Origin of the sequence: Maribacter dokdonensis DSW-8 (genome assembly GCF_001447995.1) — a bacterium.
Classification (GTDB): Bacteria; Bacteroidota; Bacteroidia; order Flavobacteriales; family Flavobacteriaceae; genus Maribacter; species Maribacter dokdonensis.
Map to the genome: position 1 here is coordinate 186,818 of NZ_LDPE01000001.1, position 26,843 is coordinate 213,660.

Genomic DNA, 26,843 nt, shown 5'->3' on the forward strand with positions numbered 1-26,843 from the left:
ATGGATAAATTACCTAAAATTGCATTACCTGCAATATTTGTTTTAATAGTACTAGTAATAATGTTTTCTAAATCTACGGTCACCATTGGTTCTGGTGAAGCTGGCGTATTGTATAAAACATTTGGAGATGGTGTAGTTACAGATGAACCGCCTTTAGGTGAAGGATTTCATATTGTTGCTCCATGGAATAAAGTTTTTATTTATGAAGTTAGACAGCAAGAAGTTTTAGAAAAAATGAATGTGCTTTCTAGTAACGGACTGGATATAAAATTAGAAGCTTCCGCTTGGTTTGAGCCTATTAGAAATGATTTGGGCAAGTTGCATCAAGAAAAAGGAGAAGACTATATTCAACGTGTTTTGTTGCCTACCATAAGATCGGCAGCAAGATCTGTAGTTGGGCGTTATACGCCGGAGCAATTATATTCAAGTAAAAGAGATGCTATTCAACAAGAGATTTTTGATGAGACCAAAAAAATTGTTGAGGGAGAATATATTCAATTAAACGAAATCTTGGTGCGTGATGTAACCTTACCACCAACAATTAAAGAGGCTATTGAAAGAAAGTTACGGCAAGAACAGGAGTCATTGGAATATGAGTTTCGTTTAGTGACCGCTAGAAAAGAAGCTGAAAAAGTAACGATTGAGGCGCAAGGTAAAGCCGATGCCAATAAAATTTTAAGTGCATCCTTGACTGATAAAATTTTACAGGACAAAGGTATTGATGCAACGCTAAAGCTTTCTGAATCTCCCAATACCAAGGTGATTGTAGTTGGTGGTGGTGAATCTGGTCTTCCTTTAATTTTAGGTAATAACTAAAACACGTAGAACATTATTTTTGTTTCATTTTAAACTTTTGTTTTGCGAAATGAAAAATACCTTTTACTTTTACAACAGAATGAAAAATAGAACTACACATCATCATATTCATACACACGCTCAGGCGAGGTAGGAATGTATTGTAGTAGTACAACATATTTAAAAACCCGTTTGAGCAATCAAACGGGTTTTGTATTTAAATCTCTTTTGGTTGCCAAGCATTAAATTAAAACAATGACTAAAATTAGAATTGCTATTCAGAAATCGGGAAGACTTAATGAAGAATCCCTTCAAATTTTAAAAGACTGCGGAATTTCAATTGATAACGGCAAAGATCAATTAAAAGCATCTTCAAGAAATTTTCCAATGGAGGTTTTTTATCTAAGAAATGGTGACATCCCGCAGTACTTAAGAGATGGTGTAGTAGATATTGCTATTATCGGAGAAAATGTATTGATTGAAAAAGGAGAAGATATTTCCATTGCAGAAAAATTGGGCTTCTCTAAATGTAAAGTTTCCTTGGCCGTACCAAAATCCGTTAAATATAATTCGGTAAAGGATTTTGAGGGTAAACGTATTGCTACTTCTTACCCAAATACAGTACTTAACTATTTGAAGGATAAAGGGGTTAAGGCAGACCTGCACATTATTAACGGTTCTGTTGAAATAGCGCCCAATATTGGACTTGCAGATGCCATTTGTGATATTGTATCTAGCGGTAGTACTTTATTCAAGAATAACTTGAAAGAAGTAGAAGTAATGCTTACTAGTGAGGCGGTGTTGGCGGTTTCTCCTAAAATATCTAACGAGCGAAGAGAATTGCTTGAAAAACTACAATTCAGAATTCAATCGGTTTTACGTGCAAGAGCTTCAAAGTATGTCTTGTTGAATGCACCTAATGAAAAATTGGAAGGTATTTTAAAATTATTACCGGGCATGAGGAGTCCTACAGTTTTACCTTTAGCTGATGCGGGATGGAGTTCTGTGCATACCGTAATCAATAAAGATACTTTTTGGGAAGTGATAGATGAATTGAAAAAAGCCGGTGCAGAAGGTATCTTGGTTTGCCCAATTGAAAAGATGGTATTGTAAAATAGTAATAAGTAGTATTATTTGGAATTGATATTAGATGGTAATGTTGATTGTTCTGTTTACATTTCGTAAACCAAAAACGAACAACCATCAACGAACAACTAAATAAATAATGAACAAAATATATAATCCACAGAGAGTAGATTGGAACAACGTTTTAAAACGACCTACGCAAACCGTTGCTGATATTGAAGGTTTGGTGAATGGTATTTTTAAAGAGGTACAATTAAATGGAGACGATACTTTAAACAAGTATACCGAACAATTTGATAAGGTGGTCTTGGAAAGTATGCTTGTGTCAAAGACCGAAATTGAAGAGGCACAAAAATTGGTTTCAGATGATTTGAAAGAAGCTATAAAGCTCGCAAAAACTAATATAGAGGTATTTCATAAGGCTCAAAAAACCGAGCGTGTTGAAGTAGAAACTGCTGCGGGAGTTTCTTGCTGGCAGGAGAAAAGACCAATACAGAAGGTAGGATTGTATATTCCTGGAGGTACGGCACCTTTGTTTTCAACAATTTTAATGTTGGCCGTGCCTGCGGCTATAGCTGGCTGTAAAGAAATTGTATTATGCTCTCCACCGGATAAGGAGGGTAAACTAAATCCGGCTATTCTTTATACGGCAAATTTGTGCGGTGTTACCAAAATAGTGAAAGTAGGAGGAATACAGGCTATTGCAGGAATGACCTTTGGTACAGACACTATTCCTCAGGTGTATAAAATATTTGGACCGGGTAACCAATATGTAACCGTCGCCAAACAGATTGCCACTAAATATGGTGTAGCCATAGATATGCCGGCAGGTCCTTCAGAATTATTGGTCGTTGCAGATGATTCTGCAAACGCCGCCTTTGTAGCTTCAGATTTACTGAGTCAGGCTGAACATGGGGTGGATAGTCAGGTAATTTTGGTATCGACTTCAAAAAGTATGATCGATGCTGTTGAGAAGGAAGTAGCCCTTCAAATAGAAGAATTGCCACGGAAGGAAATCGCAAAACAGGCAATTGCAAATAGTAAATTAATATATGTTGATAATGATCAAGATGCTATTGATTTAATAAATGAATACGGACCGGAACATTACATTGTTTGTGTAGAGAATGAAGATTTCTACATTGACAACACCCAAAATGCAGGTTCAGTGTTCATAGGAAATTATACGCCTGAAAGTGCCGGGGATTATGCATCGGGTACCAATCATACTTTACCTACCAATGGTTATGCCAAGCAATATAGCGGTGTAAACTTAGATAGTTTTATGAAGAGTATGACCTTTCAAAAGATAAATGAAAAAGGTATCCAAACCATAGGCAAAGCAATTGAGCTTATGGCTGAGGCAGAAGGCTTGCAGGCTCACAAGAATGCTGTGACCTTAAGATTAAACAGTTTAAAATAATGTCATTTTGGCTATGCTCAATGACCAATTCAATGTTGAACTAATGAGTTTCAATTTAAACAATATTACAAGGGAAAATGTTAAGGGTTTAAGTCCGTATTCTTCGGCACGTGACGAATATGTGTCCGATGGTTCAGCGATGGTTTTCTTAGATGCTAATGAAAATCCGTTTAAAAACGGAGTTAATAGATATCCTGATCCACAACAACGTAGTCTAAAGACAATTTTAGCTGCACAGAAAGGAATTAAGGAAGAAAACATACTTTTAGGCAATGGTAGTGATGAAGTATTGGATCTGTTGTTCAGGGCTTTCTGTGAGCCTAAACAGGATAATATTATCACATTGCCGCCTACATACGGTATGTATAAGGTGCTTTCCGGTATCAATTTAGTCGAAAATAGAGAAGTATTACTGACTACTGCATTTCAGCCGAATATCGCAGAAATTAAAAAGGCAATTGATGAACATACAAAATTGTTGTTTATATGTTCTCCCAACAATCCTACGGGCAATAGTTTCTCTACTGAAATCATTGAAGAGCTTTTAAATTCTTTTAATGGGCTAGTGGTTATCGATGAAGCGTATATCGACTTTTCATCCGAAGAAAGCTGGACATCGAAATTAGCAGGTTATCCTAATTTAATTGTTACTCAGACCTTATCAAAAGCTTACGGCATGGCAGGTATTCGTTTGGGTTTATGTTTGGCATCTGCAGAGATTATCGCGGTAATCAATAAAATTAAACCGCCATATAATGTCAATCAGCTTACCCAAGACAAGGCTATTGAAAGAGTGTCTGACCAAAAGGCCGTGCAAACAGAAGTTGCTTCCATTCTTGAAGAACGTGAAAAACTGATCGAAACATTGAAAACCATATCTTTTGTTTCTACCATTTATCCTACCGATGCTAATTTTATTTTGGCTAAAGTTGATGATGCAACACTACGTTATACTCAATTATTGGAAAAAGGTATCGTTGTACGTAACCGAACTACGCAACCCTTATGCGAGAATACGCTTAGATTTACCGTGGGTACATCAGAAGAAAATATTATTGTAATTACCGCTTTAAGAGCACTATCAAACTAATATGAAAAAAAGAGTACTATTTATAGACCGAGACGGTACAATTATTAAAGAAACTGTAGATGAGCAGATTGATGCATTTGAGAAAATGATTTTCTATCCTAAGGCATTTACATATTTAGGTAAAATAGCGAAAGAATTGGATTATGAATTGGTCATGATTACCAACCAAGACGGCTTGGGTACAGATGTATTTCCTGAAGATACCTTTTGGCCGGTTCATAATTTCATTCTTAAATCATTCGAGAATGAGGGAGTTGTTTTTGATAAAGTTTTTCTTGACCGTACTTTCCCCCATGAAAATGCCGACACAAGAAAACCTGGCACCGGATTATTGACCGAATATTTTTCCGAGGATTATGATCTGGAGAATTCCTTTGTGATCGGTGACCGATTAACGGATATGGAATTGGCTAAAAACCTTGGTTCTAAAGGGATTTTCATTAACGATAATACGAATCTTGGCACTGGTGAAATCACAGTAAAGCGTGATGAATTAGATAGCCATATTGCTATTGAAAGTAATGATTGGGAAAAGATATATGAGTTTTTAAAGCTGAATGATAGAACGGCTGAAATTCATAGAAAGACCAATGAAACCGATATTGCCATACAATTGAACTTAGACGGTACCGGTAAAAGTGATATCAAAACCGGATTGGCATTTTTTGACCATATGCTAGATCAATTGGCTCGTCATGGGCAAATGGATTTAACCATTAAGGTTGATGGCGATTTAGAAGTTGATGAACACCATACTATTGAAGATACCGGTATTGCCTTAGGTGAAGTTTTTCATAATGCCTTAGGGAATAAATTGGGTATTGAGCGCTACGGATTCTGTTTACCAATGGATGATTGTTTGGCGCAATCCGCTATTGATTTTGGTGGCAGAAATTGGCTAGTATGGGATGCAGACTTTAAACGTGAAATGGTAGGTGATATGCCAACTGAAATGTTTCACCATTTCTTTAAGTCATTCACAGACGGAGCAAAAGCCAACTTGAATATTAAAGCTGAAGGCACCAACGAACATCATAAAATAGAAGCTATTTTCAAAGCCTTTGCAAAAAGCATTAAAATGGCAGTAAAAAGAGATGTAGAAAAGATGGTGTTACCAAGTACTAAAGGAGTTCTATAATAGTACAAAGTATTAAGTATAAAATCCTTCTAAGATTTACTTTGTACTTCATACTGAGTATTAAATACTAGTTTTAATGAAAATTGTAATCATAAATTACGGCGCCGGTAATATACAGAGCATAAAATTTGCCATCAAAAGGTTAGGTTTTGATGCTGTTTTAAGTAGCGATGCCGAGGAAATACAAAATGCCGATAAAGTAATTTTTCCGGGAGTAGGCGAGGCAAGTAGTGCCATGAAAATGCTGTTGAATAGCGGTCTGGATAGAATAATACCAACCTTAAAACAGCCTGTTTTAGGTATATGTTTAGGCATGCAATTAATGTGTAATTCATCCGAAGAGGGGAATACCAAAGGATTGGGTATTTTTGATGTTGATGTCATTAAATTTGATACTAGCGTAAAGGTTCCCCAAATTGGATGGAATCAAATAGCGAACCTAAAATCAAATTTGTTTAGCTCGATTGCCGAGAATGAGCATATTTACTTGGTTCATAGCTTTTATGCCCCATTGTGTAGCGAAACTATAGCTGAATGTTCATACGGACTCAACTATAGCGCTGCATTACAAAAAGGAAATTTTTACGGTACGCAGTTTCACCCAGAGAAATCTAGTGATGTTGGTGAGAAAATTTTAGAGAACTTTTTAAAAATGTAATGAAGCCGAATTACTTTATTTCCAAAGATAAAAGTCTATTAAATGTGGAAGCCATACAGGAGTTTATCGCAAATTCTTATTGGGGAAATAATAGGACTATTGAAGATGTAAAGACCACTATTGAACATTCGTATTGTTTTGGTATTTATACCACTGATAATGAACAAATTGGTTTTGCTAGGGTAGTAACCGACTATATCTATTTTGGTTATTTTATGGATGTCATTATCCTCGATAAATTTCAAGGTCAGGGTTACGGTAAAAAATTGGTAGCCTTTATGTTAGAAGACCCAATCATAAAAAACCTAAAAACACTTGCATTAAAAACCAAGGATGCCCATAAAATGTATGAGCGTTACGGATTTAATAAAATAGGAGATTCAGCATTGTGGATGTCTGTTGATAAACAAATTTTAGAATAGTTAGTGAAAAGTACAGAGTATTAAGTATTAAGTAAAGATTGCAAAATGCAAAGTACATAGTATTACGTGGATGAATAATTATAGAGAACTCCATATTTGGAAAAAAGTGATGCAGCTTGTTGAGGAAATTTATTTCTTATCAAAGAAATTACCGGATGATGAAAAATTTGGATTGACTTCTCAAATTAAAAGATGTAGTGTTTCTATACCATCAAACATTGCAGAGGGAGCAGGTAGAAATTCGAATAAAGAATTCGCCCATTTTCTTAGTATTGCAAATGGCTCAACCACAGAACTTGAAACACAATTAATACTAACTGTAAACTTGAAATTTTTACTAGAAACAGATATAAATAATGCCTTGGTGTTATGCCAAGAAATTAAGAACATGAATTATGCTTTACAAAAAAGCTTAAAATAATGATAGTTAACATAAGTAAGATGTATGAAATTTAGTAATAACTTATTCCTAAGGACTTAATACTTTGTACTTTTTACTTAATACTAAAGACTTAATACAACTATTAAAATGAGAATAATACCAGCCATAGATATCATAGACGGTAAGTGTGTACGCCTTTCTAAAGGGGATTATGATACCAAGAAGATATACAATGAAAACCCGTTAGAAGTTGCCAAAGAGTTTGAAGCACACGGAATAAAACACTTGCATTTAGTGGATTTAGATGGTGCAAAATCTAAGCATATTGTTAACCATAAAGTACTGGAGCAAATTGCAACCAAGACCGGACTACAGATTGATTTTGGTGGCGGATTAAAAACGGATGAAGATTTACGTATTGCTTTTGAAAGTGGTGCCAAGCAAATTACTGGTGGTAGTATTGCGGTCAAGGATGCTGAAACATTTATGGGTTGGATAGAAAAGCATGGTTCTGATAAAATAATATTGGGAGCCGATGCTATGGATGAAACAGTAGCTGTTTCGGGCTGGTTAGAAGAATCTAAAGAAGAGTTGATTCCTTTTATTCAATCGTACCAAGAAAAGGGAATTCAATACGTAATTTGTACGGATATTAGTAAAGATGGTATGTTAGAAGGTCCGTCCTTTAATTTATACTCAAAAATTATTAGTTCAACGGAATCTGGAATAAAACTGATTGCAAGCGGCGGAATATCTACTTTTGATGAGTTGCCTAAATTAGCCCAAATGGGTTGTGAAGGGACAATTATTGGAAAGGCTATTTACGAGAACAGAATTAGTTTAAAACAGTTGGAATCTTATATTTTAAGCAATGGATAAGGAATTTCAAATTATTGAAGAGCTAAAGCAAAATGCCTTGTATCGTATAGATGAAAGTACACGTATGATCAAGAAAAGCCTTGCTGATATTTCTGAAGAAGAAGTATGGCAAAAACCAAACGCTTCCTTAAATAGCATTGCAAATTTAATTCTTCATTTGTGTGGTAATATATCGCAATACGCCATATCGTCTTTAGGAGAAAATAAAGACACAAGAAATCGTGATGCAGAGTTTGCTGCTACCGGTGGTTACACCAAAGAAGAATTGCTAAATAAGTTGGATGATGTGCTAGACTCGGCAAAAAGAATCATTTTTGATGCTTCAACAGCTCAATTAGTTCAAAAACGTTCGGTACAGGGGTTTTCCTTTTCTGGAATAGGTATTATTCTCCACGTAGTAGAACACTACTCATATCATACTGGGCAAATAGCCTTTTGGGTAAAACAGCTGAAGAATAAGGACCTTGGCTTTTATGACGGTGTAGATTTGAATATAAAAAATAAGTAACTTGAGAAAGGTACAGAGTATAAAGTACAAAGTACAAAGTACAAAGTACGAAGTATTGAGGTTACAGTAATTGAGAACTTGATGTTAACAAAGAATACTTAGTACTTAATACTAAGTACTTAATACTTAAAAAAAAAAATGCTTGCAAAAAGAATAATTCCCTGTTTGGATATAAAGGACGGTAGAACGGTAAAAGGCGTGAATTTTGTTGATTTGCGTGATGCCGGTGACCCTGTTGAACTTGCTGAAATTTATAGTAAAGAAGGGGCAGATGAATTGGTCTTTTTAGACATTTCTGCAACGGAACAAAAACGCAAAACATTGGCTGATTTGGTGTACAGAGTTGCAGAAAAAGTGAATATCCCATTTACTGTAGGTGGCGGAATTTCCTCTGTAGAAGATGTAGATGTTCTATTGCAAAATGGTGCCGATAAAGTGTCTATAAACTCATCGGCAGTTAAGAATCCGCAGTTGATTAATGATTTGGTGGCTAAATTTGGTTCACAATGCATTGTGGTGGCTATAGATGCCAAACAGATAGATGGAGAATGGATCGTGCATTTAGTGGGTGGCAAAGTACCTACAGAGCGTAAGTTGTTTGAATGGGCCAAGGAAGTTGAAGAGCGCGGTGCTGGTGAAATTCTATTTACATCAATGGATAATGATGGTACTAAAGATGGTTTTGCTAATAAGGCTTTGGCTAGATTATCCACAGAATTGAATATCCCGATTATCGCATCTGGTGGTGCAGGTAATATGCAGCATTTTTCGGATACTTTTATAGAAGGAAAAGCAGATGCAGCTTTGGCGGCAAGTGTTTTTCATTTTAAGGAAATAGGGATTCAGGAACTGAAACTTGAATTACAGGAGAACGGAATTCCTGTGAGGGTTTAGTTTCAATAAGTAGTCGCTAAGTGGATAGTAGGTAGTTACAGTTTTCGGTAGTCAGAATGTCTCCTGAATTTACCTGCAGAGACAGACGCTTTAGGACACGATTTTTCAAATCGGTTAAACTGAGTGAATTGAATTAAAATAGTGGCAACAAGAAGAAGTTATACAATGAAAAAAATAGGATTAATAGGTGGTATTACTTGGCAGTCTACTCAGTTGTACTACCAATTGTTAAATACAATGGTGGCAGAAGAACTGGGCGGACAAAGTTCTTGTCACTGCATTATTGAATCTGTGAACTTTGCTGAGTTTTCTAAAAAACAAGCAGCAGGAGATTGGGATGCTTTGCATAAAGAAATGACGAATATTGCATTAAGGCTGCAAGATGCCGGAGCAGAAATTATCGTTATTTGCGCCAATACTATGCACCTAAGTGCTCAAATAATGAAGAAAAGTTTGACTGTTCCGGTGCTTCATATTGTTGAAGTAATCGGTAAGGCTATACAAGCCAAAGGTTGTAAAAAGGTTTTGTTGTTGGGTACCAGGTATACCATGGAAATGGATTTTTTCAAGGATATCCTTAGAGGTCAATTTGGTATTGAAGCTTTGGTTCCAAACAAAAATGATAGAGTTACGGTGCATAACATCATTTATAATGAACTTGCAAAAGGTATGATTAAAGATGAGTCTAGAAAAAAATATGTGGATATCATCAAAAAAGGGGAGAATGAAGGTGCACAAGCCGTAATTTTGGGCTGTACGGAAATACCATTGTTAATTTCCCAAGCAGATTGTGACATACCTGCATTTGACACAACAAAGGAGCATGCTAAAGCTGCCGTTGAGTTTGCATTAGGGTAACAGCAGACAATTTTCAAAACTGCATGTCATTTTCAGTTTACCTTACGGTTAACAAGATTTAGAAAAATTTAAAGTAAAAATAGAAGATAGTATATATGGAGTTTAAAACACCGGATTGGAATAAAACAAATGACGGATTAATACCTGCAATCATACAAGATGCACGTACTAAAAACGTATTAATGTTGGGCTACATGAATGCTGAAGCCCTTAGTAAGACCACCGAAACGGGTAAGGTTACTTTCTTTAGTAGAACTAAAAACCGATTATGGACCAAAGGTGAGGAAAGTGGTAATTTTCTAAATTTGGTATCCATTAAAAATGATTGCGATCAAGATTCTTTATTAATTTCGGTAAACCCTATAGGTCCTACATGCCACACAGGTACCGATACTTGTTGGAAAGAAAGCAATGATTCAAACTTTGGGTTCTTCTCTGAATTGGAATCAACTATTGAACAAAGGCGCACGAATGCTGATGGAGAAAAATCATATGTAGCTTCCTTATTTGCAAAAGGCATTAATAAAGTAGCCCAGAAAGTGGGAGAGGAGGCCGTTGAAACTGTAATTGAGGCCATGGATAATAATGATGAGCTTTTCTTGTACGAAAGTGCCGATCTATTGTTTCATTATCTAATGCTCTTACAAGCAAAAGGTTTTACACTAAAAGATATTGAGGCTGAATTGATGAAACGTAAAAAATAATCTTTACAACCCATATTTTTTTACCGTATATGCGCTTAAAAATGTGTTTGCTTTTATTGTAGTATGGGTTGTATTCAACTTGTTTTCTAATTCTTGTTGTAGCTTTTCAAATAAATTTTCTGTTCCAAAAGTATTTGCCATTGTTATGTAGTCGTTTTTAGAGGACAACAACACATGTGCTAAATCGGCTACTGTGATATCAAAGCGAATTGACTGTTTATACTGGCTATTTAAATGTACGTTCGTGGTATGTAGTCCAGAAAAGTTGATTTTATGATCATAGTCAGAATTCACACCTGTTTCTGTACCTACGCCAAGCAGTTTTAATATATCTGTCAAAAGAATTTCAAAATCATAAGCTATGATGAGGGAATTAACTTTTGATACCCTTATGCATTCATCTAGTATTTCTTGAGATTTTGCATAAAATAATGACCCTGCAAACGTAATGATATCAAACCTATCACTGTCAAAGTTCAGGGTTTTGGTTTCCATTAACTCATAGCTAACGCCAGTGTGTTTAATGGACTTTTTGATCATCTCCTTACTTGGGTCAACACCAACTACGGTATTGCAAAATTTGGATAGGGCTATGGCAGATTGCCCAGTACCGCAACCAATGTCTAATCCATAATTACTTTTAGGGGTAGTGGGAAGATACGTTTTTAGAATATCTTCATGTAAAGAAGGTCTATAAGCTGCGTAATGCAAGGCTGTTATTTGGTCATACTCTTTACTCATATTCAAAAGTTCTTTCCATGATTACGAAATCTATTCCTCCTTTCACATAGGTTTTATTGGTTTTGTGCATTTGGAATTTGGCGTAAAAGGTGCTTTTGTTCTGTCTGGCATTACACCAAATCTTTGTCAATTTTTTTGTGTTGGCAAAGTGCATTATTTCTTCTAATAACAAGCTTCCATAGCCTTTACCTTGGTAGTTTTCTAACGTAGCAAATTTTCGAAATTGACCTTCATCGCCATCAATAAACAAAGAAATTACTGATATAAGTTTGTGATCTATAAATAGTCCGTAATGCAGACCTTCATGGTCTTTTGGAAGCTTTACGTAGTCCAATGGTTGATTTGGCCACATAACCAAATGTCTTATAGGTAGTGTGTCTGCGGCAGAAATCTCAATTATTTTTATGGTCATTGACATGGTGTATGCTTGACCTCAAATATAACTAGGTTCTGGATTATTCAAGTACTAAACAATCTTGAACTTTTTCAATTGACACCCATTTAAAAGTTATCGGTGACCATTCACTTTTTGGGTTTGCCTTGTATGAAGCTTTGTTCTTTACGAAAACCTGATTGTTTTCAGTGAACACGTGTTGCGTGTCTATACCTTTTTTAGCGTAACGCTTTTTTGATTTTCTTCTGTTGATCATTGCACGTTTTTCTTATAACGATTACGTCCCATATTAAATATGCCAACTTTAATGCCTATACCGGCTGAAAAGCCGTTAATTCTAGAGATTCTGGTGGGTGGTAATTCTATTTTGCTGGAAAAGCGATATTTCACACCTGCTTCTAGTTGTAAGTATCTAGAGATATTAAAAAGAGCATTTATTCCCGGTTCGGCCACAAAGACTTCATCAAAATCATCTTCGGTAAGTTCCTCTTCAAAATTGTCGTCGTGTCTATATTTTGCATCCACGTAACCTACGGCACCGGCTCCAAGCAACAACGGAAAACTTAAATTAATTCTTTTCTTACTGAACAATATGGGTTCTAAATGTAACCCGCCATAAACAGCAATTAAATCTTCATATCTAGAGAGTGTATTGTTAAAGATATCTTGTTCGGAATATAAAAAATTGGCAGCAAATCCAACTTCGAACTGTTGATTGGCAACATAGGCAATTTTTAATCCCCCCAAATAAGCCCTTTCATTTTCAACTTCTCCTAAGCCCATATGAATACCAACATAGACACCATGTACTACATTGTTGCGATCGTTAAATTCAAGATATTCATCAGTTTCTTCTTGTCCGTAGCTACACATGGCGGACAGAAATAAAAACAAAAGAAGGTTAAATTGAAGTGGTTTCATTACTGTTTGATTTTTGATTGATTATCTAATAGACAACCTAAGCAACAAATAGTTGCACCAAAAACCATTATTTTTTAGATAAAACCCAAAATTCTACATTTTGTTGTATAAACATACCTCTAATTGCTTTTAAACTAGCTTATTAGAGGTGTCATTGGCTCCCCATGAGTCAAGACTAAGTAAAATAGTTTTAAGGGATTTTCCTCGTTCGGTCAAACCATATTCTACTTTTGGAGGAACAACAGGATACACTATACGTTCTACCAAGCCATGTTTTTCCAATTCGCGTACGGTTTGTGTAAACATTTTATTGGATATTCCCGGTACTTTTTTCTGTAATACTCCCGATCGCAATGCGCCATCCAATAAATGAAAAAGTACAATAGGTTTCCATTTGGTACCAATTAGATTCATCGTATGGTCTAACGGGCAATATTTTTTAGTATTCATTTAAAATTTAATTATTTGAAAATCAATATTTTACTCTTTTTGGTAACTATGGTACTTTTAGGTAAGTTATTGTCCATAAGGCAAATATAGATTTATTTTGTAGTAAAATTAGAACTATGGATAAGAATAAAGAATACCCAAAATCATTTTCGCATATTGGCATTACAGTACTGGACTTAAAGAAAGCGGTAAAATTTTACTCAGAAGTAATGGGTTGGTACGTAATTATGAAACCATCAAAAATTAAAAAAGAAAAAGAAACAGCGATTGGTTTAATGTGTATTGATGTTTTTGGTGATGATTGGGAAGAGTTTGAAATTGCACATATGTCTACCTCAGATGGTATAGGTGTAGAATTGTTCTCTTTTCCTCATGGAGTTAAAGAAGCACCGGAATTTAATCCGTTTAATACAGGATTATTTCATTTTTGCATTCAAGACCCAAATATAGAAGATTTGGTCGCTAAAATTGTGGCGCATGGAGGCAAACAGCGTATGCCTATACGTTCATACTATCCAAATGACAAACCCTATAAAATGTGTTATGTTGAAGACCCTTTTGGGATTGTTTTTGAAGTATACACGCACAGTTATGAATTAACCTATTCGTCTGGCGCGTATTCAGAATAGTCATTCTTAAAAGTTGATAAATGCGATTGCAATCTATTGATTGTCAATCGCATTTTGTATATATTTACCTTTCCCTCAGACTGTTTCATTTTAAAATAACTCACAACCATGAAATTATCTGTTCAAATCTTCCATTTATTTCTTATTAGTATTATCTGGCTTTTATTTGTTTCTCTTTCCAGTAACGACTCCCAAAATTTTGATTCTGCAGCTCTTGACGAAGCTGAGCTGAAAACAGACGGACTCTATTTTGCTGAGTTTTATGACAATATTTACCGTGGTCATTTTGAGAATTTAGAGATCAAAAGAGATGACATGATGTTTTTAACCATTTTCGATAAATATTTAAGAGCCTATGGTGGTAATTGCGATCGCTATTTACCGGCTGACAAAGTTGAAATTTTGAATCAGGTTTGTAAGACCGAGGAGGTTACAAAAAATGGCTGGGGAGATGTTGTTAGCAGAGTATGCGTAGAGTATACTTGGGTTGGTAGTGGTTTGTACGCCAAACCAGAATTATATGATGCTTATGCCGTAGTGGATCAAATCCAACGTTCAAAAGGATTGAATACCATGATGGACATGATTACCAACCCTAATAGTATGGGGAATTCTGTAGATATGATTCATAAAACTAAAGGTTTAAATAATGATATGGTAAAACTGTTTCAAATGAACGCTTGTAATGGTGAAGCCTTAAAACGGTTCGATGAAAATTTAGAATTGTTTGCAAGAAATAAAGCATCCATTAGAATGCAACAAGCCAGCAAGTATACTACCATGAAAAAAACTGGCGGACCAACTGGTGCACAAAATTTCAACAAATTAATAGATGACTTGGTATATGACCAAGCAAAGACTTGGGCATTTAATAAATACACTGCCGGTAGTATTACAAATGTGTATTCTTCCACTAAGGATAGTCAAGGCAGACCTAGAGAACTTAGCGCTAATTATAGCTATTCCGGTTTTGGTGGAAACAGTAGGGGATCTGTTCGTATTACATTTGATAACGGATTGCCAAAATGTATTTATTTTTCTGACTTTCCACAAAACTGTAAAACCCCTAACAGTAGTATTTTATCAGCTTATTCAGAAGGCAAATATGCTAATTAACTGTGTTTTAGTACGGTTTTACCATTTCATTAATCTCATGTAGTAAGGATACATGTGTTAAATTTCTTTTAATAGAACAACCCCTTTTTTACCTGAAATAGAAATATATCCTTGTCCTTTTTTACCATATTTCGCCTTTATTTCACGTAACTTTTTGCCCTTATCCAACATTTTGGAATCTACGTCATGAAATGATTTTGGCAATCTGACCAAACCTTCTTCTAAAGTTGCAGAGAAGACATGTGGAAAGTTAATAACATTGATGTGTATTTCAGATGATTCTTGCTCCAAGCTTATTTTAGACGTTGCAGAAAGGATATTCTTTACCCATAAATCTGAAATTTTTAAGTTCACATCAATATCCTTTTTAAGGCGATGTAAGCGTAGTTTACTAAATTTAAGATTGCCGTAAAGAGTACCTATCTCCTGTATATCAACTTCATCTTTATTAGAGTAAAATTCAAGGGATTCTACTTGGTGTATTTCTATGTTGCTGCCGCTGCTATTAAGTCTCATGGTATTCGCATGGTCCATATCCAAACCGCCATTGGTAATATCTATATTGGCATAATTGACATTTTTTGCCCTAAGCTTTCCATATTTCATACTTACATCCGCTTTGTTTAAATTATCGCTTATCCACATATCTCCATGCTGTACATCTGCCATTAATATACCTACCCAATCCTCAATAAAAACATCGCCAAATTTATTGATGACCTCTAGTTCAACTTTTTGGGGCACGTAAACCTTATAATCAATTTGCACATTGCTTCGGTCAAAATCGAACGGATTGGCTTTTTCAAAAAGGTTAGAGAAAAATCCGGAGTTCTTATCCGCTATTTCATAGTTAACGGATATAAATTTATCGCTATGTCTTATTACAGGTTTTATTCTATTCAAGAGCTCTTGGGCGTTTTCCCTTTTCTTATCGGTTACCGTAATATTAACAGTGATGGAGACTTCATTCTTGACCCATCCGTAGATATTGATATTACCGTATTTATTTTCCAAATGAAGCTCTCCTGCATTGGTAAAAGGGTAGGTTTTAGAGATATCCTTAGATACCTTTTCTTGTGCCAAGGCTGTAAAACCAACCAGCATCGCCAAGGCGAAAAGCTTAAGCTTTTTACAAAGTATATCCATAATCGTCTTCTTTAATTTTAGATTCGTTTAGCTGCTGCAATAGATTTTCAATGAGTTCTATACGCTTTCTATAATTGGAAACAATGGCTGCCAAAACCTGTTCATTATCTAGATTGTTCTGCATTTCAAGTTTTAGTTGCTCATATTCGGCATCAAGCTCTACCATAAATGACAGAAACTCTTCTTTATCTGCCGCTGTTAATTGATTGTTGTTTTGCACTAATTGTACTTGGTAGGTTACCAAACCTTTGTAATGCATATCTATATCCTGTAGTTCCTTAGAGACATAATGGGTTGGTGTATTGGGGCTGCCAAAGAAAGTAAGCCCAACAATTCCGGTAATTCCCAATAGAATTACTATACTGGCGGCAATACGTACCATGGGCGATTTCCAGAGTGGTACCACCTTTGGTGGATTTTCGTTTAATTGCGCTGCAATATTTGCCCACATTTTTGCACGGTCTGCCTTGTGATCATCAAAGACCGCTTTATTATCCCGTATATGTTTTTCAAATTGATCCATTACAATCCGTTTATAATTTCTACTAATTTCTTTTTTGCTCTGTGATACTGTGATTTAGAGGTAGATGTGGTTATGCCCAAAACATCACTAATCTCATTGTGATCATATCCTTCCAATAGGTAAAGGTTTATTATTTGCTTATACCCTAATGGAAGTTTTTCAATACCAGATTTCACTTTTAAAATATCCATGGCATTCACTTTTTCAATTTCCACTTCATCGGTTAGGTGGTATTCATGCTCATCCATAGAGGTAAGCGGTAGCCGCTTTGCCTTTAAATGGTTAATACTCTTATTAATGACAATACGTTTTAACCAAGCACCAAAAGAAGACTCATATTTAAACCTATCCAGGTTTTTGAAAGCATCTACAAAACTATCTTGCACAATATCTTCGGCATCTTCCTTAATTCCCAAAAACCGCATACTAACGTTGTACATGGCATCAACATAGAGCTCGTACAGTTGATACTGCGAGGTTCTATCGCCAGTCTTGCTGCGCTCAACAAGGGATCGATGCGTAAAACGAATTTCGGTTTCCAATGAATTTAGGTGGTTATTTGTACTCTAAAATTGGTTTCTATAATAAAGACAACCAATTTTTTAGATAGTTGCATTTTGTTACTATTTATTTGAAACTAATAGACTTGTAAGTTAGTACGATCCAAAGGGGCGAATGTTACCATTGTGATAAAACTTTATCTACTGTGCAACCTTTTACAAATTATGTTGTCAATTAGTAATGTTCATCAATCAATTAAACAAATAGCATGATTAAAAAACAAAAACAACAAGTGTGCATAAGGCAGCTAAAACGTATGGCAGTGCTTATGTTACTATTTGCAGGAATTCAATTACATGCCCAAGAAAATTATACCATAAGTGGTAAAATTACCGACATTGACAACGGAGAAACTCTTTTTGGGGCATCTGTTTTTTTGGAGGGTACCAGTATTGGGGTGGTTACCAATGAATACGGATTTTATTCGTTGACCGCACCAGAAGGATCTTATCGTTTACTCATTACCTACATGGGATATGGTGATGTTAAGCAAGATGTAAACCTGAACAGAAACCAAAACTTCAATTTTGAAATTTCTGAAGTTTCTACCAAGTTAGATGAAGTAGAGGTAACAGCAGAGGAATCTGAAATTGCCGTATTACGGAAACCGGAAATGAGCGTCCTCAAAATGAACATTGAAACGGTTAAGCAAATGCCCGTGGTTCTGGGTGAAGTGGATATTTTAAAATCGTTACAAATGCTACCGGGGGTAACCAATAACGGTGAAGGTACCGGCGGTTTTCACGTACGTGGTGGTGCGGGCGACCAAAACCTGGTGTTGTTGGATGAAGCTATCATTTACAATACTTCTCACATGTTCGGTTTTTTCTCGGTCTTCAATGCAGATGCCATTAAAGATGTAAAACTGTACAAGGGCGGTATACCGGCAAGGTATGGTGGGCGTGTTTCCTCAGTGTTAGATGTTAGGCAGAAAGACGGTAACAGTAAACGGTTTGCTGCAACGGGCGGCATAGGTATCATATCTAGCCGTTTGGCACTAGAAGCGCCTTTGTTTAAAGAAAAAGGTTCTTTTTTAATTGCTGGTCGTCGTTCTTATGCCGATTTGTTATTAAAAGCTGCGGGGGAAGATAATAGCGTAAGTTTTTACGATTTAAACTTAAAAACGAATTATAAGATCAATACGAACAACCGACTTTTTCTTTCTGGTTATTTTGGACGCGATGCTTTTGAGCTGGGAGAAAACTTTAGTAGTTCTTATGGGAATTCAACTGCTAATCTGCGTTGGAACCACATTTTTAACGATAAACTTTTTTCTAACCTGTCCGCTATTTATAGTAAGTATGACTATGAGCTGGGTATTACCTCTGCGGAGTTCGATTGGGTGTCGTCCATTACCAATTACAATCTAAAATATGACTTAAAGTATTACTTCAGTGATGCTTTTAAACTAGATTTTGGGGCAAGCGGTATACGTTATGAGTTTGATCCCGGTGAAATTATTCCTACGACCGAAACGTCATCTGTCAATCCATTAGTATTGGATAAGAAAAGGGCGTTGGAAACTGGAGTGTATGTAAATGCGGAACATAAATTAACGGAGAAGCTGACTGCACAATACGGTTTGCGCTACAGTGCATTTTCTAGACTTGGGGGGCAGCCCATGACGGAATATGCCAATAATCAACCAGTAGTCTATAATGAGGATCTAGGTATTTATGAACGTGGTGAAGCCATTGGCGAAACGGTCTACGAAAAGGGAGATGCCATTAAGACCTTTGGTAATTTGGAGCCTAGGGCGTCATTGGCATATACCATAAATGATAACTCTTCTTTAAAGGCTGGCTTTTCTAGGGTGGCACAATACATACATCTATTATCCAACACTTCTTCTGCTACGCCATTAGATGTTTGGACACCAAGCGGTCAGTATATAGACCCGCAATTATCCAATCAGTATGCCTTGGGCTACTTCCGTAATTTTAAGAACAAGGCGTATTCCATGGAGGCTGAGATCTATTATAAGAATACCGATAATAGAATCGATTATATAGATGGTTCTGATCTTATTGGACAGAATACCATTGAAACCGAAATATTGAAAGGGGAGTCCAGGGCATACGGACTAGAGCTTTTATTCCGTAAGAACGAGGGTAAATTTACGGGGTGGATCTCCTATACGCTATCCAAGTCAGAGCAGCGAACTCCCGGTGGTAATGCCGGTGGTTTGGGTATTAATGACGGTAATTGGTACAACACACCTTATGATAGAACGCATGATGTCTCTATATCCGGGTCATATCGATTAAACGATAAATGGAGTTTTGGTACCAATTTGGTCTTTCAAACGGGTAGGCCAGTTACGTATCCTAATGGTCAATATGAGTATGAAGGCGTTTCCATTGCTAGTTATTCCGATAGAAATTCCGATCGCCTACCTGCGTATCATCGTTTAGATCTGTCGGTCAATTATAAGCCCAACAGAAAGCCAAATGCCAAATTAAAGGGGGAGTGGGTACTTGGTATTTATAACGCCTATAACCGCAAGAATGCTGCTTCGGTATCCTTTGGGCAGAATATAGAAACAGGAGCAAATGAGGCTACTAGAACCGCCATATTCGGAATTGTACCATCCATTACCTATAACTTTAAATTTTAATACGATGAAAAATTATATAAAATCAATAATAGCCCTGTTCACCGTTATTCTTACGGGTTGTACAGATGTTATAGATGTTGACGTACAAACAGATACCTTACGTTTGGTGGTAGAGGCTTCCTTAGACTGGGAAAAAGGAACTACGGGTAATGATCAAGTGATTACGTTACGTACGTCCACACCTTTTTTTGACACTCAAAATACCAATGTTACGGGTGCGGAAGTTACTGTGACCAATAACGATACTGGAGAAGTTTTTCGTTTTACCGATCAGAATGATGGCACCTATTCCACAAGTACCTTTCAACCTCAATTGTTTGCCACCTATACTTTGGAAATTGTATATAATGGAGAACGGTATGTTGCTGAAGATACTATGAATCCTGTTCCCAATATTACCGAAATCTACCAAGATACGGAAGATGGGTTTGATGATGAAGCTATTGAACTGCATATTGTATTTACCGATTTTGAGGACGAAGGCGATAATTACCTTTTTAAGTTTGAACGACCACAAGACCTGTTACCTACTTTGGAAACAGGTGATGATGAGTTTATAAACGGGAACGAAGTGGACTGGTGGTATGAGATCGATGATGATGAGGACGAGGAAATAAAACCGTTATTATCTGGTGATGTAGTAAATATCAGCATGCACGGTATTTCTAGATCGTATTTTAACTATATGGATATTGTTATAGACCAAATTGGCGGCGTAGGTATTTTTGAAGCTACACCGGTAGATGTTCGTGGCAATTGCATTAATACGACCAACCCAGATAATTATGCCCATGGTTATTTTAGGGTAACGGAAACCAATAAGGTAAGTTATACGGTAGAGTAGAAGTCTTTTTTAAGAATAGAAAAACCAAGCGCTACAGCAATTAGTGCTTGGTTTTTTTGTTTTAAATGTAGTGTTCAATTATTTCTAAATCATTTTTGCTTTAGTGCACCTTGCGCAGCCCAATAGATTCCACCGTATAAGTGGTCTATATAATTTTGTTTTTGAAAGGCTTCTGGTTTATGACCAAGTGTTGTATAAAATGAGCGACCTCCTTCAAATAGTTGATACCAAGCTATGGGGTGATGATCGCCCATACCTTCAAGCGGTATCTCGTCATATCCTTTTTGATAATCGTAGGTTTTTTCGTTTACGGATAAGAGTACTGTGATTTTATCTGATTTTAATAATTTAAAATTGTACCACTCCTCACTCCATAACCATTTTTCCGGTAGGTGCATGTTTGAAGGGAAATTTGAATCATGATTGGTCAATACGGCAGATTGAAATTTTGGATGGTCCTTAAAAACCCCACCCACAAGAATATCAAACCACGGGTTTCTAATATCACTATCAGATGTTGAATGTACGCCTACAAAACCTTTTCCATTGTGTATGTGCTCTTTGAGAACATTAAGCTGTTCATTGCTTAAATTGTCCGTGTTTGCATTTAAAAAGACCACCACATCGTAAGACGGTAATTTTTTGGCAAGGTCTTCTGCGCTTTGCGTCCAATCAAACTTAAATTGGTGCTCTACTGACATTTTATGAAAAGCGTCTACGGCTTTAGGAATACACTCATAATGCCAGGTATCTTGTACTGTAAACAACAGCACTTTAAATTGGTCTTGGGCATAGGTCATTTGATGGGAAGTTAAAATGATGAAACATGTTAATTGTAAAAATCTAGTTTTCATAAGTTGTGTAAGTTGACGGTGAGTTGTTATAAAATGTTGAAATAAAGAAAGTTCCAGGCGGCATTAATGCTATACCACACTGGGTAATTGAAAGCTTCAACTTCCGCTATGGTATATTTAAGTCCGGCTGTTTCCGCGTATTTAAAGTATAGTTCAAAATCCATTTCACCACTCTGTCCTAATTCCTCATAATCTTTTACATGCCAGCTTATAAAACGGTGCTTGTATTTTTTGAAATAGTCAATGGGGTCAACTTTAGAAAAATGCATCCAATACAGGTCTGCTTGAAAACCAACATATGCCGGATCGGTGTTTTCCAACAAATAATCATAAACAACCTTGTTTTCTATTGTTTTAAATTCATCGGAGTGATTGTGGTAGGCAAACGTTATTCCTCTTTCTGTGCACAGCTTACCAATAGCATTATAGTACTCGGTATACTTTTTTAATTCTGCTAGGGTTTTAATGTCTTTAATTTGATTGTTTGATATGGTTAGGTATTCAACACCTGCCTGTTTATGATCAGCTATACAATTTTTCCACCATTGCATGGCGTTTTTCCAAGCTTGATCTTCGTTTTTGGGCAGGTCGTAAAAGGTCATGGACCCGGTAAACTTCAAGTTGTTTTCTTCCACCAAACTTTTAAAAGCTAAGGGAGATAGTCCATAGAAAGAGCGGTCTTTATATACAAAGGTTTCAATATAACTAAAGCCCATTCTATCAAGATGTTTTAAGGTCTCTTTTGGGTTGTTCTGCATTTGTTCATGAACCGAAACCAGCTGAATTCCAATATTCTTGTTTTTTGGATTTTTCTTGATATAACGTGTTTGCCAAAGTATTAGGTTCTGTGGGTCTTTGCCTATTAAATGTACATCGGTCTGATTCTTAAAATCAAAAGTAACTGTCATGGTTTCTTTGCCCGTAAAGTCGCGATCTTTCATGATCCAATCTTTTTCACTGGTAAATTCGCCTTTACCCAAAAACATATCGCCCTGTGCACTTTTTCCCAAGGCAAAAATGGAATCGGTCTTGGTATCATAACCAATAAGTTCAGTAAGCGTATGGTTGTAGATATCTCCTTCCTTTTGAAACACATCTACAGACATGGCAGTATGATCCATTGTAGGATAGTTGTTCATTTTAATATGCGGTATGCTGGCAACGCTATCTGTGGTATGATCTAAAGAACTGACCCAGAACCCTAAATATTGCTGTAACCTATCTGCTTGTTCTGCAATGGGCATCTGTGAAAAAACAGTATTTGTTCCTATTAAAATGAAGAGTAAAAAAATACTAATCGTAAATTTCATAATACTAGTATGATCCATCATAACTTTATATTTATGATGGTAAAAATAGAGGAGTTGATGGTCTATGACTATAATTAATCAAGCAATGAATAGTACTGATGTTGCACTTAGGTTACTATTTTGCAAACACTATTCAATTTAGGTTTTGCCACATATGTGCTATACAATGCATAATTTGTAATAATATGCAGCTAGATTAACATGTACCTTAGAACTGATTTAAGCATAAAATTGAGATAGCTTTTTTACTGGATTTTGATACCGAATGTTTCTGAGGTATTCTAAAAAAACAGATATTCTAATTATAAATTTTAAACTAAAACAACGTATGAAAAATTTACTTTTTGCCTCATGGGTTATAATGTGCTTTTCAACTTTTGGCTATGCACAATCACCAGACAAGAAAGTTTCGGAAAAGGAAGACACGGAGAAAATGCTTTTGACCATTTTCTTAAAACACGATCAGTCTATGAATTTAAGTGAAATAGAAGGCATAAGAACCAAGCAAGGCTTTTATGAAAGTTTTCCTCCGGAAGGTGTTTCGGTGGTCAATTGGTATGTTGTTATGGGTATTGGGCAAATGGTGGTATTAGAATTGCCCGCTTCTAAACTACGGGACGTGAACTTGACGATAGAAAAAACGGCTTGGAAAGCTTTTAAATCTGAAATTTACCCTACATACAATTTGTACCCGCTAATAGAAGGGAAGTTGGAGAATAAGTCTAAAGTGAGTTATTAAGACTATTCGTTTATTTAACTCTTTTATAAGGCTCCGCCAAGTATCTATTCCATTTTAGAATAACTTGTAGTGGACCAGTAAGAGTTTGAATAAACAAATAAAAAACCAAGCGCTACAGCAATTAGTGCTTGGTTTGTCATTTAGTTTGGTGAATGCAGACCCATTTTATTGCCTTCAGAGTCCAGGAATATAGCATAATAACCGCTTTCGTCTGCATGAAGCGATTTCGGCACCATAATTTCGCCACCATTGATTTCGACTTTGTCGAGTATAGCTTGTAAGTTATCACCACCATTTAAATAAATGGTTATTCCGTTTGCAGATGGGGTATAGCCTTCCGCCTTCATGATAACACCAGTGACCATTTGATTTTCATAGGGGAATATACCCATTTGCATTTCCGGGAATTCCATTTTTTCTATTTCTATGTCCAAAATAGCTTTGTAAAAATTAACCGCCCTTGTAATATCCGTAGCCGGAATTTCAAAAATGGAAATAAAACTTTTCATATCGCTTTTGTTTTCAGTTGCGTGCGTATTCATTGCTTTATCTTGAGCATTACACTCAATTCCCCAAAAAGAAAATAATACCGCACTTAATAGTATTGCCTTTTTCATTTGTAGTGTTTACAGGTAAAATACAAATATGAAATAGTATTCAACTAAAAAATTGTAAAAATGCGACACGCAGGCTATTTATAGAACAAGGTAGAGAGTACCATTTGTTCATTGCTTAAGAATGCTGTGGGACTAATGCCGGTAAACTCCTTAAAATCCTTATTAAAATGGGCTTGGTCAAAATAGTCGCTTTCATAGGCAATTTTAGTAAGGCTGTCCGTTTCTTTGTTCAGTAGCATTTTTAATGCCGATTGCAATCGTATGACCTTGCCCAATTGTTTGGGACTAACGCCAATCTGCTTTTTAAAATTTCTTTCCAATTGTCTTCTTTTGGACAAATCTTCTTTGAGAATGGTGGTAATAGTCGCAGTACCGTTTGAGGTTAAAAGGGCATCTACGGTTTGCTTTACAATAGTATCAATGGTGGATTGTTCATGCAACCTTTCTAAAAGGAATTTTTCAATAACTACAATGCGTTGTTTTGTGTCTTCTGCATTAATAATGCTGCGCTCCAGTTCATTGACAATTGAAGCATCAAAAAGTGAGGTTAGCGGGGTTTCTTTATTTGCCAATTGCTCAATGGGTGTAGTAACAAAATTGGCAAAGCCATAAGGGTAGAAACGTATGGCAAAAGTGTTTACATAGCCCGTAGGTTCAATAAAAAAGGGTGCAATAGTTTGCCCAAGTACCATGGCACGTGGTTGTAGTATAAATTCATCTTGCGAAGTATAGCGTTTAATATCATCGCCAAGAATAAACGCCATTTCAATGCAACCATCTGGTACTATGCGCTGTCTTTCTGAACTATATTTAGCAGGAATTTCCAAAGTCCAATAACAACTTACCAAAGCTTCCAGATCTTGATGTGGTTGAAATGTTTGGTAGTTCATTATTTTATGATAGCTCGTAAATCTTTGTTTGGCATCATTTTGTGCTTATGTCCGCAAGTATTTCTCCATAAAACGATTTTTTTTAAGGCATGGATTTCCGATTAGGAATTTTACCATCAATAATCAAAGCACGATGTTACCTATTGTTTTTTTCTTGTTTCATGAACAGTTCTGAAATCCACTTGAAATTGGTCAAAATTATGATTCCAACCAAAACATTTAATCCGGAAGTAATCCAACGATTATAGTCCAAATATTGATTAAGTACGGCGTCTTCCGTTTGGGCAATACCGAGTACGGAAATTTGATTTTTGAAAGCCAAATAACAGAAGGTTAAGAGCTGAGAAATGTTGTCAACTATCATAAAAAGCCCAATTATTATTAAAGCAAACTTAAAAATTCCCTTTGCGTTTACATCTTTTGTGACTATTACTTTATTGTCAAATCCTTTGTCAATTCTAAAAACTTTAATCAAGGTATCCGTTTTAAATAACAAGAGAAATGTAATTAGTCCCATGGTAACGAATTGGATAAGACTGAAAATAAAATTAAATGAATCGAAGCCCCAAGAAACAGAATAAGTAGGTATTAACTGAAATAAAAAATTAATAAAGCAATAAATGCCAAAAATTTTGATCACAACTCTAAATAGGTCGGTTTTCATCATATAATTAGGTGTTTTAATATGCACTACCCTGTATAATAGTCAGCTACGATTTTGTATGCGTTAATTTCCGATTTAGTAATAGCATTTGCAATTCCAAGTATATTTGGACGTAGCCGAATCCGTCGTAATTGCGGTTATACAATATAGACAACTGTTTTTTATATGTTATGTTCATATCCGATTTCGTCTAAATCAGATTTTAGTTGTTCCAAATCATCTAATTCCGGATTTAATCTAAGAACCAATTCCTTAGTTATTGTATCTCCATTATAAATTTTTTCTACAAGTTCTAACTTAAGTTTGTTCTCCTCAAAATTTTCTTCGTAATATTCTTCTGCCCAATTCTTATAAGTCATAGGTTTACCATCTAATAGTTCAAGCAAATCACTTGAGCCATCTTTGTAGTCATCTTCGGGTAAATTAACCTTGCCAGTTTTCCAGTTCTTGTCGGTGTTTGTTTGCCAAATACAAAAAGTCGTTCCGATACTTTTTACAGGTTCTCCGAATATAAATTCATTGAATACCATTGGTAAATCATTAACAACTTCTTTTGAGATTTCCTGGATTAGTTCGGTTTTGTTTTCTTTTTTTGAGTCGAGGAGTTTTTCTATAACAGACTTTTTCTCTTCAATTTTGACATTTTTCCATCCGTTCATTTCACTTTCGTGAGCAAATCCATTTATACAGGTGCCATTGTTGCTAAATAAAATCAACATTTGATCGCCCTGTCCATTTCGCATTTCGCAACATTCTTCTGTTTCACTCCAAACTTTCTGATATGAATAATACCTGTATTCCCATTCTGGACATATTATTGCTTCCAATGCAGAAATTGACTTGCAAATACTTTTAAGTTCTCTAGGGTTCGGTAAAAGATTCAAGTTCTGAGTAGAAATTTTATTCATTGGTAGAAATTTGTATTGAGTTTTTTGGTTACGCTTTAGCTATGAAAAGTAAGGAAGTATACTAGCGTTTACTTTCCGCCAC

The 26,843-nt window shown here is 35.8% G+C and carries 32 protein-coding genes; 18 read left to right on the forward strand and 14 right to left on the reverse strand.

What is annotated here, in order from left to right; translation table 11 throughout:
• The 13 genes from I600_RS00830 (at position 1) to hisIE (ending at position 10,837) form a co-directional block, all read left to right on the forward strand.
• Positions 1 to 816, forward strand: coding sequence for a prohibitin family protein (locus tag I600_RS00830; RefSeq protein ID WP_058102626.1), 816 nt, complete (start codon positions 1 to 3; stop codon positions 814 to 816).
• A 234-nt stretch (positions 817 to 1,050) separates the two neighbouring features.
• Positions 1,051 to 1,908: an ATP phosphoribosyltransferase gene (gene hisG, locus I600_RS00835; RefSeq protein ID WP_058102627.1), complete on the forward strand. Its 858-nt coding sequence runs from the start codon at positions 1,051 to 1,053 to the stop codon at positions 1,906 to 1,908.
• Positions 1,909 to 2,020: 112 nt separating this feature from the next.
• A complete protein-coding gene (gene hisD, locus I600_RS00840; protein ID WP_058102628.1) occupies positions 2,021 to 3,304 on the forward strand; it encodes a histidinol dehydrogenase in 1,284 nt (427 codons plus the stop codon).
• A 43-nt stretch (positions 3,305 to 3,347) separates the two neighbouring features.
• A complete protein-coding gene (gene hisC, locus I600_RS00845) occupies positions 3,348 to 4,394 on the forward strand; it encodes a histidinol-phosphate transaminase (RefSeq protein ID WP_058104224.1) in 1,047 nt (348 codons plus the stop codon).
• Between the two features lies 1 nt (position 4,395).
• Complete coding sequence (gene hisB, locus I600_RS00850; RefSeq protein WP_058102629.1) at positions 4,396 to 5,532, forward strand: bifunctional histidinol-phosphatase/imidazoleglycerol-phosphate dehydratase HisB; 1,137 nt, start codon at positions 4,396 to 4,398, stop codon at positions 5,530 to 5,532.
• A gap of 76 nt (positions 5,533 to 5,608) precedes the next feature.
• Positions 5,609 to 6,190 carry an imidazole glycerol phosphate synthase subunit HisH gene (gene hisH / locus I600_RS00855; protein ID WP_058102630.1) on the forward strand — a complete coding sequence of 194 codons (582 nt, stop codon included), beginning with the start codon at positions 5,609 to 5,611 and terminating at the stop codon, positions 6,188 to 6,190.
• Positions 6,190 to 6,612: a GNAT family N-acetyltransferase gene (locus tag I600_RS00860; RefSeq protein ID WP_058102631.1), complete on the forward strand. Its 423-nt coding sequence runs from the start codon at positions 6,190 to 6,192 to the stop codon at positions 6,610 to 6,612. Before hisH ends, I600_RS00860 begins: the two co-directional genes overlap by 1 nt.
• A 70-nt stretch (positions 6,613 to 6,682) precedes the next feature.
• Positions 6,683 to 7,033 carry a four helix bundle protein gene (locus I600_RS00865; protein ID WP_058102632.1) on the forward strand — a complete coding sequence of 117 codons (351 nt, stop codon included), beginning with the start codon at positions 6,683 to 6,685 and terminating at the stop codon, positions 7,031 to 7,033.
• 108 nt (positions 7,034 to 7,141) lie between these two features.
• Positions 7,142 to 7,873 carry a 1-(5-phosphoribosyl)-5-[(5-phosphoribosylamino)methylideneamino]imidazole-4-carboxamide isomerase gene (hisA, locus tag I600_RS00870; protein ID WP_058102633.1) on the forward strand — a complete coding sequence of 244 codons (732 nt, stop codon included), beginning with the start codon at positions 7,142 to 7,144 and terminating at the stop codon, positions 7,871 to 7,873.
• Complete coding sequence (locus tag I600_RS00875; RefSeq protein WP_058102634.1) at positions 7,866 to 8,381, forward strand: DinB family protein; 516 nt, start codon at positions 7,866 to 7,868, stop codon at positions 8,379 to 8,381. The genes hisA and I600_RS00875 overlap by 8 nt, the downstream gene beginning before the upstream one ends.
• Positions 8,382 to 8,519: 138 nt before the next feature.
• A complete protein-coding gene (gene hisF, locus I600_RS00880; protein ID WP_058102635.1) occupies positions 8,520 to 9,275 on the forward strand; it encodes an imidazole glycerol phosphate synthase subunit HisF in 756 nt (251 codons plus the stop codon).
• 165 nt (positions 9,276 to 9,440) lie between these two features.
• Positions 9,441 to 10,133 carry an aspartate/glutamate racemase family protein gene (locus tag I600_RS00885; RefSeq protein ID WP_058102636.1) on the forward strand — a complete coding sequence of 231 codons (693 nt, stop codon included), beginning with the start codon at positions 9,441 to 9,443 and terminating at the stop codon, positions 10,131 to 10,133.
• Between the two features lie 95 nt (positions 10,134 to 10,228).
• Entirely contained in the window at positions 10,229 to 10,837 is a 609-nt protein-coding gene (gene hisIE, locus I600_RS00890) for a bifunctional phosphoribosyl-AMP cyclohydrolase/phosphoribosyl-ATP diphosphatase HisIE (RefSeq protein ID WP_058102637.1), read from the forward strand.
• A 3-nt stretch (positions 10,838 to 10,840) separates the two neighbouring features.
• On the opposite strand, the gene I600_RS00895 is transcribed toward hisIE, so the two are convergent.
• From I600_RS00895 to I600_RS00915, 5 genes are all read right to left on the reverse strand, one after another.
• On the reverse strand, positions 10,841 to 11,578 hold the full coding sequence (locus I600_RS00895; protein WP_058102638.1) for a class I SAM-dependent methyltransferase: 738 nt from the start codon (positions 11,576 to 11,578) through the stop codon (positions 10,841 to 10,843).
• Complete coding sequence (locus tag I600_RS00900) at positions 11,571 to 11,990, reverse strand: GNAT family N-acetyltransferase (protein WP_245188823.1); 420 nt, start codon at positions 11,988 to 11,990, stop codon at positions 11,571 to 11,573. Before I600_RS00900 ends, I600_RS00895 begins: the two co-directional genes overlap by 8 nt.
• 43 nt (positions 11,991 to 12,033) lie before the next feature.
• Positions 12,034 to 12,228 (reverse strand): hypothetical protein, encoded by a 195-nt coding sequence (locus I600_RS00905; protein WP_058102640.1) that lies wholly within the window; start codon positions 12,226 to 12,228, stop codon positions 12,034 to 12,036.
• Positions 12,225 to 12,893 carry a hypothetical protein gene (locus I600_RS00910; RefSeq protein ID WP_157490820.1) on the reverse strand — a complete coding sequence of 223 codons (669 nt, stop codon included), beginning with the start codon at positions 12,891 to 12,893 and terminating at the stop codon, positions 12,225 to 12,227. Before I600_RS00910 ends, I600_RS00905 begins: the two co-directional genes overlap by 4 nt.
• A 129-nt stretch (positions 12,894 to 13,022) precedes the next feature.
• On the reverse strand, positions 13,023 to 13,343 hold the full coding sequence (locus I600_RS00915; protein ID WP_058102642.1) for a winged helix-turn-helix transcriptional regulator: 321 nt from the start codon (positions 13,341 to 13,343) through the stop codon (positions 13,023 to 13,025).
• Positions 13,344 to 13,459: 116 nt separating this feature from the next.
• Between I600_RS00915 and I600_RS00920 the strand changes: the two genes are divergently transcribed.
• Positions 13,460 to 13,972: a VOC family protein gene (locus I600_RS00920; protein ID WP_058102643.1), complete on the forward strand. Its 513-nt coding sequence runs from the start codon at positions 13,460 to 13,462 to the stop codon at positions 13,970 to 13,972.
• Between the two features lie 108 nt (positions 13,973 to 14,080).
• Complete coding sequence (locus tag I600_RS00925) at positions 14,081 to 15,088, forward strand: hypothetical protein (protein WP_058102644.1); 1,008 nt, start codon at positions 14,081 to 14,083, stop codon at positions 15,086 to 15,088.
• A gap of 57 nt (positions 15,089 to 15,145) precedes the next feature.
• On the opposite strand, the gene I600_RS00930 is transcribed toward I600_RS00925, so the two are convergent.
• The 3 genes from I600_RS00930 to I600_RS00940 are packed head-to-tail and all read right to left on the reverse strand — an operon-like array spanning position 15,146 to position 17,299.
• On the reverse strand, positions 15,146 to 16,234 hold the full coding sequence (locus tag I600_RS00930; protein WP_157490821.1) for a DUF4097 family beta strand repeat protein: 1,089 nt from the start codon (positions 16,232 to 16,234) through the stop codon (positions 15,146 to 15,148).
• The gene (locus I600_RS00935; RefSeq protein WP_058102646.1) at positions 16,218 to 16,757 is read right to left on the reverse strand and encodes a hypothetical protein; all 540 of its coding nucleotides are present in this window, start codon (positions 16,755 to 16,757) and stop codon (positions 16,218 to 16,220) included. The genes I600_RS00930 and I600_RS00935 overlap by 17 nt, the downstream gene beginning before the upstream one ends.
• Positions 16,757 to 17,299, reverse strand: coding sequence for an RNA polymerase sigma factor (locus tag I600_RS00940; protein ID WP_245188824.1), 543 nt, complete (start codon positions 17,297 to 17,299; stop codon positions 16,757 to 16,759). The genes I600_RS00935 and I600_RS00940 overlap by 1 nt, the downstream gene beginning before the upstream one ends.
• A gap of 227 nt (positions 17,300 to 17,526) precedes the next feature.
• Here I600_RS00940 and I600_RS00945 point away from each other — a divergent pair, with 227 nt between their 5' ends.
• Both I600_RS00945 and I600_RS00950 read left to right on the forward strand, forming a co-directional pair.
• On the forward strand, positions 17,527 to 19,935 hold the full coding sequence (locus tag I600_RS00945) for a TonB-dependent receptor (RefSeq protein ID WP_082642862.1): 2,409 nt from the start codon (positions 17,527 to 17,529) through the stop codon (positions 19,933 to 19,935).
• A gap of 4 nt (positions 19,936 to 19,939) precedes the next feature.
• Entirely contained in the window at positions 19,940 to 20,779 is an 840-nt protein-coding gene (locus I600_RS00950) for a DUF4249 family protein (RefSeq protein ID WP_058102647.1), read from the forward strand.
• Positions 20,780 to 20,868: 89 nt separating this feature from the next.
• Here I600_RS00950 and I600_RS00955 read toward each other — a convergent pair whose 3' ends face one another.
• Both I600_RS00955 and I600_RS00960 read right to left on the reverse strand, forming a co-directional pair.
• Positions 20,869 to 21,633: a ThuA domain-containing protein gene (locus I600_RS00955; RefSeq protein WP_082642863.1), complete on the reverse strand. Its 765-nt coding sequence runs from the start codon at positions 21,631 to 21,633 to the stop codon at positions 20,869 to 20,871.
• A 26-nt stretch (positions 21,634 to 21,659) separates the two neighbouring features.
• Positions 21,660 to 22,943, reverse strand: a complete 1,284-nt coding sequence (locus I600_RS00960; RefSeq protein ID WP_209439175.1) for a sugar phosphate isomerase/epimerase family protein — start codon at positions 22,941 to 22,943, stop codon at positions 21,660 to 21,662.
• A 328-nt stretch (positions 22,944 to 23,271) separates the two neighbouring features.
• Here I600_RS00960 and I600_RS00965 point away from each other — a divergent pair, with 328 nt between their 5' ends.
• Entirely contained in the window at positions 23,272 to 23,682 is a 411-nt protein-coding gene (locus I600_RS00965; protein WP_058104227.1) for a hypothetical protein, read from the forward strand.
• 140 nt (positions 23,683 to 23,822) lie between these two features.
• Here the strand turns inward: I600_RS00965 and I600_RS00970 are convergent, their stop codons facing one another.
• From I600_RS00970 to I600_RS00985, 4 genes are all read right to left on the reverse strand, one after another.
• A complete protein-coding gene (locus tag I600_RS00970) occupies positions 23,823 to 24,299 on the reverse strand; it encodes a VOC family protein (protein ID WP_058102650.1) in 477 nt (158 codons plus the stop codon).
• A gap of 74 nt (positions 24,300 to 24,373) precedes the next feature.
• The gene (locus tag I600_RS00975) at positions 24,374 to 25,189 is read right to left on the reverse strand and encodes an AraC family transcriptional regulator (protein ID WP_058102651.1); all 816 of its coding nucleotides are present in this window, start codon (positions 25,187 to 25,189) and stop codon (positions 24,374 to 24,376) included.
• 136 nt (positions 25,190 to 25,325) lie between these two features.
• Positions 25,326 to 25,706 (reverse strand): hypothetical protein, encoded by a 381-nt coding sequence (locus I600_RS00980; RefSeq protein ID WP_157490822.1) that lies wholly within the window; start codon positions 25,704 to 25,706, stop codon positions 25,326 to 25,328.
• A gap of 308 nt (positions 25,707 to 26,014) precedes the next feature.
• Positions 26,015 to 26,761 (reverse strand): hypothetical protein, encoded by a 747-nt coding sequence (locus tag I600_RS00985; RefSeq protein WP_058102653.1) that lies wholly within the window; start codon positions 26,759 to 26,761, stop codon positions 26,015 to 26,017.
• Positions 26,762 to 26,843: the final 82 nt, after the last annotated feature.